Genomic DNA, 12,025 nt, shown 5'->3' with positions numbered 1-12,025 from the left:
AACAACACTTCACTTAGTTCTTCATCACACAGTTCACCTAAGCAAGCTGATAGCGCACCTAGGCCAGCTCACAGATCAAGCCTTGCTGCTGCAACAGCTCAACCAAAGGCTGTACATCCCACGATGACTTCCAGGCAATCACGATGCGCTCGCCTGGCACCCAGGACTGGCACAGGGGTGCCCAGAAATCACGATTCAACAAGGTGTCTTGCAAGACCACCCCCGCCTGATCCAAGGCCATCAAACGGGCATCACGACGTGCCTTCTCCAAAATCGCAGGCAAAATCAGTGGCAGGTACAAGACCCAATCTGCCTGGTTCAATTTGCGCAAGGCGCGCAGCGTCAGCAAGTCCACTGCCTCCAAGTCGGCGATAGGCAAAATGGTGACCTGAATATGCTGCTGAGGGGTTTCTGTCCTCAAGGCAGCATCAAAGGCTGCCAGCGCTTCCGTAGCCTTGCCTTGCGCCAGGAGATCGGGGATAGGACTATCCAGTACGTAATCAAAGAAATGACGACGGGTATGTACCTCGGGGAAAGCCTGTTTGATATCGGCTCGGCGGCGAGCCAGCAAACCGGCCAAGTCCCCTACTGACTCAGGCAGCTCGCTTTCTATCCACTCCCGAACACGCCGCGCCAGTACAGGAGCTGAACCTGCAGAGGAGACCGCAATCATCAAGGGCGAACGGTCGACCATGGCAGGGACTTGTACGGTAGACAGATGCCCATCGTCGACCACATTACAGGGCAGACGCAAGGCGTCGGCTGCCTGAGCCACGATGCGATTTATCTCGCGCCGTCCAGTTGCTGCAACAACCAGCCAGGCCTCGTGGATATGCTCGGCAACAAAGGAGGTAAACAAGCTGCTTAAAGCACCCGCCTGAGCACTGGCCCTCAACCAGGAAGTTTGCTCCGGTGCGACGACGGTGACTCGCGCGCCAGCACGCAGCAAGAGCCGAACTTTACGCTCCGCAACCGTCCCGCCACCTACGACGACAACCGCCTTACCGGTCAGATTGAAGAACAAGGGAAACACATTCATTGCACGACATCCTTAAGGCGCCAGCAGACACTGGCGCCCGGTTCACACTTACTTCAGGCTGGAAAAGTAGGCAGCCAGTTCATTCACCATTTCCGGGCTAAGAGGCTCGGCCATCGGGCTCATGATGGGATCGTTACGCTCTCGCGATTTGAACTGCTGTAGCTGCTTGACCAGATACTCCACCTTCTGCCCTGCCAGGTTGGGATACATACCTTCCGTGCTGACACCTTCCAGCCCATGGCAGGACGCGCACAAAGGCAGCATGGACGATGCCTGGGCCGATAGTTGCGACTGCCCATGCGAGCCTTGTAAACCCACTGCTTTGTCCGCTGCCAAAGCGACACTGGAACCCAAGAGGCCCACAAGAGCCATACCCATAAAAAGCTTTTTCATGACGTTCCTTTGCTTAGAATTTTTGGGTTTCAGGCTGACCAATGGTGAGCCAACGAGTACGGGCACGCGAGAAAATGCCCGATGGGCTTTCCATCTTGTGTTCAGCTACCAGCTCCAGACTGCGGCTGTCGTAAATCTTCAAGCGATCCCCCCAGTAACCCGAACTGACGTAGAGGTAATCGCCCGTGCGGTTGTAGTTGGGGAAGAAGGCATGACCACCCACGTCCAAAGTCTTCACCACGGACAAGGTGTTTTTATCGATCAGCTGAATCCAGGAAGCGCGCTTGTCCTTGTCGATAATGTCCACCGCCACATACGGGGCATTAGGATGGGCGGCGGGGGATTCGGTGGCTCCGGCAACGGGAATCTGCTTCACCACAGAGAAGTCTTTGACATCCCAGGCAGTAACCACAGAGCCTAACTTGCAGGTGCCCATATTGGTGCCGAAGGCCAGCATGCGGCCGTTCACTTCCGTGACAGCACCCGAGCCTGCGTGAGGCTGACAGCCAGCCGGAATGTCACGTACCACCTTGTCGTCCTTCAGGTCGATAGCCACGTATTTGTTGTCGTCGTAAGAGGCCACCATGGAATAGCGACCATCCGGCGTCAGGAAGGTGTCGTGCAACATGCGGCCGACCTTGGCCAGTTTGGTGACCGGCATATCCGGCTTGTCCGGATCAATAATCCAGATCTGCCCGGCTTGGCGCAGTGTCAATGCAAACTTGTTATTGATACGACTACCAATAATCGGACCACCGGCGGATTTGATGAAATTGCCGTCCGGGTCCTCGCCCTCCAGAGCGATATATTTCACTGGTTCCAGGGTGTCGGCCTTCAGGATAACCATGCTGTTGGGTACGAAGGAACTCAGTGCCAGCCACTTGCCATCTTTGGATAAGGCAATACCCGTACCAGTCAGCCCCACCTTGGCCTGACGAACAATCTGCAAGGTGTACAAGTCGATTTTGTAGACGTGCCCATCATCACTTTTCAGGTATCCCCAGCGCTCGTGGCTGGGGCTGAATTCCATGATGTGTGGCGCGCCAACCGTGGCAATTTCACCCACCTTCTGGTTGTTCTTGCCATTGATGAAAACAGCACGAGCCTGATTGGAACCATCGCCCCGCCCATAACGCCCGCGGGCCATGATGACCATCAAGTCGTAGACGGAATCGATCTCGTAATTGGGTTTGCCGGGCAAGGTGGATTCGTCTACCAGCACTTTCACGCTGGCACGTATCTGATCCATATCCCAAGTGCGTTCCACCACGGGTTCGTTCTTGATCATCTTGGCCAATGCGCGAATATCCTCGTCGGGCAAGCGTCCGACAAAAGGTGGCATCAAGGTATCCGGAATCCCGGTCATGATGGTGCCGCGCAAGGCAATCTCACTTTGAACCAGGCGATCACTGTGCAGGCCCGGAGCGATATACCCTCCCCGGTCGGCTGCGTGACACACCGCACAGTTTTGCTGAAACAAGTTGTCTACCCGAACTTGCTCTTCCGTCGGGGCCGCCAAAGCCGCGCTGACGGTGGTAGACAGGAAGGCCAGGGTCATCATTTTTCTATACATTCCATTACCTCCAACAATTGCCTTGCTAAAGGGCAAGACCAAACAAACTATAACGATTGTTATTTTTTACTGAGAAGGTATGGATACGGATTAAATAATGGGGATGGTTTTTTTATATCGTAATTACGGGATATTAAATACTCTTACCTAGATAAAAACATCCATGACAAGGAGCCAGTTGGCAGATCAAGAAGCCGGATAAATTTATCACGAACGAATATTCATTTTGACTTAACTCAAGTTAAAACTAGAGGCTGCTGCCTATAGTGGCCCGGCCTGGCTCGCCCTTGATGGTTTTGATTATTTTTCCGGTCCCGCCATGTTTTCTTTACCGATTACGCTTTCCCATACTCATAGCCCACCGTATAAACGACAAATTGCACGTCAAATCGAAACCCTGATCTGTTCGGGACGTTTGCAAGAAGGCAATCGCCTGCCTTCAATCAACCGAATGGCGTCTCTGCTGCAGGTTTCCAAAAATACGATCATGGGTGCCTATGATTTGCTGATCGACTCCAATCTGATTCATAGCGAACCTAGCCGGGGATTCTTTGTGGCTACACCTACCCGCAATGGTCGCAGTCGCCTGGCACCGGATTTTGTGCTGGAGACGGCCCACTGTTCACGCAGCCCGCGTACCAGCACGGCACAGGCCAGCGGTGTGCATGTGCCTGCTGCCAGCGTGCCCGTTCGTTTTGATTTCAAGATTGGACGCCCCTCGGTCCATGCTTTTCCGCTGCGACAGTTCATTTATTTGTCCAACCAGTTGCTGCGTTACGCAGGCTCTGCCATGGCAGACTATCCACCGCCTGAAGGTCTATGGGGTTTGCGGCTGCAAATTGCGGATTATCTGGCGGCCAGCAAGGGCATATTGGCTGACCCGGAGCACATCATCATCACTGCAGGAACACAGGAGTCCTTAAGTCTGATCGCAGCTCATTTCCTGGACGAAAAAAGCTGTGCGGTGCATGAGTCGCCCGGCTACAACGGCTTCAGACATTTGCTGGCGCGGCACCGTGCACAAAGTATTCCCGTGCCTGTGGACCAGCACGGCTTGCGCACAGACACACTGCCCGACAAGGCTGTTCAGTTGGCTTTCGTCACGCCCTCCCATCAGTACCCTTTGGGGCACACCTTGACGGTAAGTCGCAGACAGGAGCTACTGGCTTGGGCCAGTACCAGTGGCGCTTTGATTATTGAGGACGATTATGACGGGGACTTCTGTTATGGCCCGGCCTTGCCCGCGCCACTCAAGGCCATGAGCCCCGGACAGGTGATTTACCTGGGTTCGTTTTCCAAAACCTTGGGCCCTGGTTTGCGCTTGGGCTATATGGTCTGTCCTCCCCACCTGAGCCAGGATTTTATTGCTCGCAAGGCCTTGCTCAACAACGGGTCACCTTGGCTAACACAAGCCGTGTTGGCACGTTTTTTTGATGAGTATGACTATCCACGGCACCTGCAATACCTGCGCCGCCGTTATCTGGAGCAACGCAATACGCTGTTGCAGGGACTGAAAAAAGTGTGGGGAAATACGGGCGTAGTCAGCGGACACAATGCTGGCATGCATCTGGCTTTTCGCCTGCCACAACAAAGCCCAAATGCCCACCACGTTGCCGCTGCGGCACTGCGCCATGGCATACGGCTCTACCCTTTGGCACAGGCCGCCAGCCAGGAAACAGACAGCACGAATCCACGCCATCTGCTGTTTGGCTATGCGAATCTGGAATGCAGGGAATTGCAGCAAGCAATGCAGCATCTAGCCCTGATACAGCCCAGGCTGAACCATGGCTAGATGTGCGAAGAGCTTAGGACTGGGCCAGTGCCTGATCAAAGTCCGAGGTCAGATCGATAATCTCTTCAATACCTACGGAGATACGCAACTGATTGTCGGCAATGCCCATCAGAGCGCGCTGCTCAGCGCCCATCTCGTAGTAGATGGTGTGGGCCACGGGCAGCACCAGACTGCGGTTGTCACCCAAGTGCGTAGCCAGTACAAAGACTTTCAGGCGATTCAGGAAGTCGAAGATTTCAATGCCCTCTTCCAGCACTACGCTCATCAGGCCACCGAAGCGATTGCCGAACAATTGAGCCGTACGCTCGTGCTGCGGGTGATCTTCCAGGCCGGGATACTGCACGTGCTTGACCTTGGGATGCGCCTTCAAATGGCGCGCCAAGGCCAGGGCGTTGGAACAGATACGCTCCATACGCAAAGGCAAGGTTTCCGAACCGACGGCCAGGCGGTGAGCCACGTCAGACGACAAGGTGCCGCCCATATCGCGCAAGCCCTTTTTCCGAATCTGTACCAAACCCCAATTCTGCGTATTGCCCGTGCGGTAGACCTCGGCAATATTGGGGTAGGTCGTCCAGTCAAACAGGCCGGTATCCGTCACCATGCCACCCAAGGCATTACCGTGACCACCAATGTGTTTGGACAGGGAATTGACCACCAGAGAGGCCTTGAACTCACGGCCGGGCGACAGGTAAGGCGAGGACAAGGTGGCATCGACCACATACAACAGCCCCTCGTCCTGACACCATTGCCCCACCCCTTGCAGATCAGCTACCTGTGTACCGGGATTGGCAATGGTCTCAACAAAGACCATGCGGGTATTGGGCTGCCGTGCGGCTTGCACCTGGGCCAGATCGGTTGCATCCACCAGCGTGGTTTGTACACCCAGGTCGCGCAAAGTCCCCAGCAAGCTATTGGTATTACCGAACAGGAATTTGCTGGCAATCAGGTGATCGCCCTGGCGCAGCAAGGTAAACAAGGTTGCTGTCAGCGCCGCCATACCTGTGGCAAAACTGACGCTGCCTATGCCTTTTTCCATGCGTGTAATCTTGGCTTCCAACGCCGCCGTGGTGGGCGTGCCTTGACGGGAATAGGTAAAGCCGGACTTGCCCTGAAAGACCGCAGCCAGCTCACGCGCATCCTGAAAACCGAACTCGGTCGATGGGTGCAATGGCTGATGGATAGCGCCATGCTGCGTGCCCAAGCGACGGTCAGAGTGCAAGGTAGAGGTAATAAAGCCGTTTTCTTCCATGATCGTTTCCAAGCCCATAATGCGTGTACACACCGTCAGCGCCGATTGGGTTTTGCCCGGCTGACGGCCAATTACCTATTATCTGGTGAAGCGGCGGATGAAACCCGCCGTTTTTTATACAAATAAGTAATTAAGCAAGTAACAAGACTTAAAGGAAATTAAGACTGGCTACGTTGGCGCAAGGTTTCGTACAAGCAAACCGCACTGGCGACGCTAACATTCAGGCTTTCTACTGCGCCCATCATGGGGATGGAAACCAGCTCGTCGCAGGTTTCACGAGTCAGACGGCGCATGCCCTCGCCCTCGGCACCCATTACCCAGGCCATGGGACGGCGTGCATCGACCTGGTGAAAGGTATGCGTGGCCTGGTCGCTGGTGCCAACCAACCAGACATCACGCTCGCGCAGCATACGCATGGTACGGGCCAGGTTCGTTACCGTAATGTAAGGCGTAGACTCTGCACCGCCGCAAGCCACGCGTGATACGGTGGCATTCAGACCCACAGCGCGGTCACGAGGCGCAATTACGGCGTGGGCACCTGCCGCATTGGCGCTACGCAAGCAGGCCCCCAGATTGTGGGGGTCTGTCACTCCATCCAGAATCAACAGAAAAGGAACCTGACCGGCCTCTTCCAGATCGTCCAGCAATTCATTGACATCGACAGCCAGTTCTTGCTCCAGAGCCAATGCCACCACGCCCTGATGGCGCGTGCCTTTGGCCAGACCATCCAGACGCTCGACCGGCACAGCCATGACTTTCAAGCCAGCCTGTTCTACCTGTTCGATAAAAGCCAGCATCCGTTTATCGCGCCGGGTCTGATCCACATAGACCTCGCGCACCGAAGCGGCGCTAAAACGAACTCGGGCAATAACGGCATGAAAACCGGCCAAAACCTGCTGAGGCATAACAATCCTTGGGGGAAATAAGAGCAAATAAAGAAAGCCGGGCAAAAAGCCCGGCTTGGCATTGTACGCCTATCGACGGCGTCCTCTAGGGCTACGCGTGGATTTCGCAGACTTGGCTGCCTTCTCCGCACTGCGCTTTTCATCCCGCTCAGCCTGTTTTTGCGAAGCACGTCGTTGGGATGCCGTGGTGCCCTTCAAGGCCAGCGGTTTGGTTGGGGCCGCTTTCTTGATGGGACGCTCGGATGGATCACCCCCTTCAGCCGCCGCCTTCACCGCCTTGTAGCCCACGCCTTTAACCAGACGGAACTCAATACGGCGCGCTTCCAGATCAACACGAGCAACCTGGACTTGCACCGCGTCGGTCAGGCGATAACGCAGACCGGTGCGCTCACCACGCAGCTCGTTCGAAGTTTCGTTGTACTGGAAGTAATCCGCACCCAGCTCGGAGACATGGACCAGACCCTCCACATACAAGGTATCCAGCGTCACAAACAGACCGAAGCTGGTCACGCCGCTGATCTTGCCGGAGTATTCCTCGCCCACGTGCTCTTTAACAAACCAGCACTTGAGCCAGGCTTCCACATCTTTGGAAGCCTCATCAGCACGACGCTCGCGCGCTGACAACAAGGCACCCAATTTTTCCCAACGTGCAAAGTCACGCTTGCTGGCTGGCAAGGCGGCATCGCCCGGATCCTCGTCGATAGCCGGAATGTAGCGCTCGCCCTTCAAAATACCCTTGATGACACGGTGCACCAGCAAGTCCGGGTAACGTCTAATCGGCGAGGTGAAGTGCGCGTACTGCGAATAGGCCAGACCGAAGTGACCCGTTTTTTCCGGACTGTAAATAGCCTGCTGCATGGACCGCAAACACATGGTCTGAATGACGGCAAAGTCAGAACGGCCACGAGCCGCAGCCACGACTTTGGCGTAATCCGCAGAAGTAGGCTCGTCGCCTCCTTCCAGCGTCAAACCTAAACTGCGCAAATACTCACGCAAGGCTTCCAGCTTGGGCGGCGTCGGGCCTTCGTGCACGCGGTATAAACCGTTGCGACGGCTGCGGGCAATAAAGTCTGCAGCACAGGTATTGGCTGCCAACATGCACTCTTCAATCAGCTTGTGCGCATCGTTACGGACCAAGGGTTCGATACGTTCAATACGACCCAAGGGGTTGCACACAATCTTGGTTTCAACCGTATCGAAGTCAATCGCACCACGTGCAGCACGGCGCTCGGCCAGCAGGCGGTACAAGGAGTACAGGTTCTGCACAGGCTCCAGCACGTGCTGAATCTGGGTGGCCGCCGGGCCAGTGGGCTGCTGCAAGGCGCTCCAGATATCGGAATACGTGGTGCGTGCATGTGAATGAATGACCGCTTCATAAAACTGGTAGGCCGACACGGTGCCGGATTTGGCACCATCGGCCAACACGACCATATCGCATACCATGACCAGACGGTCTACCGACGGATTCAGAGAACAAATCCCGTTGGACAGGCTTTCTGGCAGCATGGGGATCACGCGGCGCGGGAAATACACACTGGTGCCACGCTCCAGAGCGTCTTCATCCAGGGCATCGCCAGAACGCACGTAATGGCTGACGTCGGCAATCGCAACCAGCAAACGCCATGCCCAGCGCGAGCGCTTGCCCGTGCCGATATCAACGCGTTCGCAGTACACCGCATCGTCAAAATCTCGTGCGTCTTCACCGTCAATAGTGATGAAAGGCACATCGCGCAAATCAACGCGGCCTTTGTATTCCGATGGCTTGACCTTGGCGGGAATGCGCGCAGCCTGCTTGAGCGCCTTCTCGGAAAAATCGACCGGCACTTCAAACTTGCGCACGGCAATTTCAATTTCCATGCCGGGATCGTCAATTTCCCCCAGCACTTCAATCACACGCCCCAAAGGCTGACGATGGCGCTCGGGCTGCTGAGTAATCTCTACCGTCACAACCTGACCGGGCTCGGCCTCGCCCTGGTCTCCGTTGGGAATCAGGATGTCGTGCTTGATACGTTGATCTTCGGGCACCACGATAAACGTGCCACGCTCCCGCAGAAAACGGCCCACCAGCTTGCTGGTGTGGCGCGCAGTAACTTCCACAATCGAGGCATCTGGCTTGCCGCGGTATTCACCGACGATACGCACCATAACGTGGTCGCCGTGCAACACTTTGGCCATTTCTCGTGGCGACAAGAACAGATCGGGCTGCCCATCGTCGCGCTGCAAGAAACCAAAGCCGTCGCGATGGCCCAACACTTTGCCGGCGATAAAACCAGTTTGGTTATTTTTGCGAATTTTGCCTTCGGGGGAAATCAGCAACTGACCATCGCGCTCCATTGCGCGCACACGCCGCTCGAAACCCACCGTAATTTCTTTGCCCAGGCCCAGCTTTTTCGCCAGAGCCTGCATGGTCAGGCCGTCTGCATCTTCGCGCAGCCCCGCCAGGATCACTTCCCGAGTCGGGGTATCCGGGTCGAAGTCAGGCGGCAACTCATAACGGCCCGTTGATTGAATACGGTCCTCAGTACTGTCTTGATGTTTTTTATTCAAAAGGACACTTCCATTATTAATAAAGTATGCCTATAATCCTTTTTCTTTGCTGCTCACGCAGTAAAGTCGTTCAAGGCTTTTGGCACAGCCATAAGCATACAACGATATGCCCAGGTGGCGGAATTGGTAGACGCGCATGGTTCAGGTCCATGTGCCTTCGGGTGTGGAGGTTCGAGTCCTCTTCTGGGCACCAAATTCCAAAAAAGCCGATCATCGCAAGATGGTCGGCTTTTTGCTTTCCAGCCCAGAAAGTCAGGTGCTTGAGCACCTGACGTGGGGGCGAGAAAGGTCGGGCATGCAAGCCCGACCGGGGTCGCGCCCGTGTGACCGAGTCCTCTTCTGGGCACCAAAATTCCGAAAGGCCGCTCATTTCTCAATGGTCGGCCTTTCTTATTTGGTTGCTCCATGAATTTATTATCCTTCAGCATCAATCCGATTACGTCTGACTGTGGCAGAAAACAAGCAGCAATACGACCCCCTTCTTTTGTACACACAGCCATTTCCACACAAAAAATCACCACCGCATGATCGGCTGCTTTCTTTACAGGCCTGTGAATACCCCTTGAAGCAAGCACCTGGGGAGCCAAGGCAACACACTCAAAGCAAAACACCGCCTGCCCTGCTTTGTACAACCATAAAAAACCGACTGTGTTTCTACAGTCGGTTTTCAGTCTCAGGATGCAGTAGGTTTAACCCCCGCAGCCACCGCAACATGCACCATCTTCACCATGCGCAGGTTTGGCGATTTGATAGCCGGCCCGCTCGACCGCAGCATGCAGATCTTCCAGCGAGACCTGGGTTTCATCAAAACGAACCGACGCCTTTGCGTTTTCGAACGAGGCATCTGCCGCTTGTACGCCTTCAATAGCCGCCAAGGCAATAGCCACTTTATCGGCGCATTCAGGGTGTCGCAAACCCGCCAGTTTCAGCATTCCAACTTGCATTTTTTATCCCTTTAACATGAGGTGAGGCAGTTGATGAAATCGCCACCGCCCATAAAGATATATATTAAATACATCTTATAGATACGGCAAGGTGCCAGGACAAGAACGATGCGCCAGCCTGGAGGCAGACACAAAAAAACCGGCTTGCCCGCTGACCACAGGCAAACCGGTCTGAAAACTGTTTTCTGAACAGGCTCCTTTGCTTGTTAGCAGTGCCTGCCCTCCCTTGAACGACCCTGACTTACCTCATACCCAGCTTGCGACTGGCTGCCAGCAAGGCCACGATACTCAACGCCGCGGCCAGAATCAGGTAGTAACTGGGCGCCACCGGAGAGCCGGTCAGTGAAATCAGACCCGTGGCAATCACAGGTGCAAAACCACCAAAGACAGTGACGCCGACGTTGTAGCTCAAGGACATGCCTGTAACACGGGTACGCACCGGAAAAAACATCAGCCATCAGTCCGGCCAAGGGGGCGAAGTACACGGCTTTGAGCAAAGCCATCAAACCTACAACCAGAATCAGCGCCGTTTGGGTCGCCTCGCTATTCAACCACATGAAGGACGGGAAGATCGTAATCGCATACAGCACGGCAGCGGTGAGCATGATCTTGATCCGACCAACTTTACCTGCGACATAACCTACCAACGGCGTAGCAATAGTCAGAATCAAGCCTGCTGTTAAGGTTGCCAAGAATCCGGCGGATTGTGGAACATGCAATGTGGTCGCCGCATAGGACGGCATATAAGTAATCAGGTAGTTGGAGGCGGTAGACAAGATCAAGGTGCCTAAAGCAATCAACAGCAAAGCCTTTTGTGAACTCAGTACTTCTCGCACTGGCTGACCGCCCGGCTCACTTTCTTTGAAATCCGGAGACTCATCCACCGTTTTGCGGATCCAGTATCCTACCGGCCCCAGCAACAAGCCGAAGAAAAAAGGAACACGCCACCCCCAATCCAGCATCTGCTGTTCGCTTAAGGTAGAAGTCAACACATAACCGAACAAAGAAGCCAGCACGACACCAAAGCCCTGACTGGCAAACTGCAGACTGGCCACAAATGCGCGAGAGCGTTCTGGAGCATGCTCCATCATAAATGCGGTAGAACTGCCAAATTCGCCCCCCGCCGAAAAACCCTGAATAAAACGCGCAATCAAAATACCGATAGGCGCAATGAGCCCGAGCGTTTCATAACCAGGCATGACCGCAATCATGAACGTGCCCAATAACATCAAGAGGATGGACAGGGACAAGGCTTTCTTGCGTCCGTGTCTGTCCGCATAGGAGCCAATAACCGCGGCTCCAATGGGCCGAATCAGAAATGAAATCCCGAATGTGGCAAAAGCCAGAACCAAAGAGACAGTAGGGTCTGAGCTCGGAAAAAAAACACGACCAATGGTCAGTGCAAAGTAGGCATATACAGCAAGATCAAACCACTCCAAGGTATTCCCCACCACGGACGCGGCGACCGGCTTCCAGAACGAACGCGGTAAAGGCCCCACCGCTTTTTTGGTCTGCTCCATCTTTTATCTCCTCCTGCCCCCGGTGTTTCCGAAGGCAATGCGCCGTTACTTCTGAACGGCGTC

General features: G+C 54.9%; 8 protein-coding genes, 1 tRNA gene and 1 pseudogene. 2 read left to right on the top strand and 8 right to left on the bottom strand.

What is annotated here, in order from left to right; translation table 11 throughout:
- Nucleotides 1–58: 58 nt before the first annotated feature.
- Genes MID00_RS15900 through MID00_RS15890 form a run of 3 tightly spaced genes read right to left on the bottom strand, consistent with a single transcriptional unit; the run spans nt 59 to nt 3,005 of the window.
- Nucleotides 59–1,039: a bifunctional precorrin-2 dehydrogenase/sirohydrochlorin ferrochelatase gene (locus tag MID00_RS15900; protein WP_009461227.1), complete on the bottom strand. Its 981-nt coding sequence runs from the start codon at nt 1,037–1,039 to the stop codon at nt 59–61.
- Between the two features lie 48 nt (nt 1,040–1,087).
- Nucleotides 1,088–1,432 carry a cytochrome c gene (locus MID00_RS15895; RefSeq protein WP_009461228.1) on the bottom strand — a complete coding sequence of 115 codons (345 nt, stop codon included), beginning with the start codon at nt 1,430–1,432 and terminating at the stop codon, nt 1,088–1,090.
- Between the two features lie 13 nt (nt 1,433–1,445).
- Complete coding sequence (locus MID00_RS15890; RefSeq protein WP_235332508.1) at nt 1,446–3,005, bottom strand: nitrite reductase; 1,560 nt, start codon at nt 3,003–3,005, stop codon at nt 1,446–1,448.
- Between the two features lie 319 nt (nt 3,006–3,324).
- Between MID00_RS15890 and MID00_RS15885 the strand changes: the two genes are divergently transcribed.
- Complete coding sequence (locus tag MID00_RS15885; RefSeq protein ID WP_031231950.1) at nt 3,325–4,797, top strand: PLP-dependent aminotransferase family protein; 1,473 nt, start codon at nt 3,325–3,327, stop codon at nt 4,795–4,797.
- 13 nt (nt 4,798–4,810) lie between these two features.
- Here MID00_RS15885 and MID00_RS15880 read toward each other — a convergent pair whose 3' ends face one another.
- The 3 genes from MID00_RS15880 to rnr form a co-directional block, all read right to left on the bottom strand.
- Entirely contained in the window at nt 4,811–6,046 is a 1,236-nt protein-coding gene (locus MID00_RS15880) for a cystathionine gamma-synthase family protein (protein ID WP_115633817.1), read from the bottom strand.
- A gap of 158 nt (nt 6,047–6,204) precedes the next feature.
- Nucleotides 6,205–6,951 carry a 23S rRNA (guanosine(2251)-2'-O)-methyltransferase RlmB gene (gene rlmB / locus MID00_RS15875; RefSeq protein ID WP_035272375.1) on the bottom strand — a complete coding sequence of 249 codons (747 nt, stop codon included), beginning with the start codon at nt 6,949–6,951 and terminating at the stop codon, nt 6,205–6,207.
- 69 nt (nt 6,952–7,020) lie between these two features.
- The gene (gene rnr, locus MID00_RS15870) at nt 7,021–9,498 is read right to left on the bottom strand and encodes a ribonuclease R (protein WP_254499050.1); all 2,478 of its coding nucleotides are present in this window, start codon (nt 9,496–9,498) and stop codon (nt 7,021–7,023) included.
- A gap of 108 nt (nt 9,499–9,606) precedes the next feature.
- Here rnr and MID00_RS15865 point away from each other — a divergent pair.
- Nucleotides 9,607–9,691: transfer RNA gene (locus tag MID00_RS15865), tRNA-Leu, on the top strand.
- A gap of 496 nt (nt 9,692–10,187) precedes the next feature.
- Here the strand turns inward: MID00_RS15865 and MID00_RS15860 are convergent.
- Nucleotides 10,188–10,442, bottom strand: a complete 255-nt coding sequence (locus MID00_RS15860) for a heavy-metal-associated domain-containing protein (protein ID WP_031231948.1) — start codon at nt 10,440–10,442, stop codon at nt 10,188–10,190.
- 241 nt (nt 10,443–10,683) lie between these two features.
- Nucleotides 10,684–11,962 (bottom strand): annotated as a pseudogene (locus MID00_RS15855) (MFS transporter).
- Nucleotides 11,963–12,025: the final 63 nt, after the last annotated feature.

It is taken from the genome of Alcaligenes sp. NLF5-7, from assembly GCF_024266725.1.
Lineage (GTDB): Bacteria > Pseudomonadota > Gammaproteobacteria > Burkholderiales > Burkholderiaceae_B > Alcaligenes > Alcaligenes phenolicus.
Note: the sequence above shows the minus strand (reverse complement) of the source record. Positions and strands in the feature narration are given on the sequence as shown.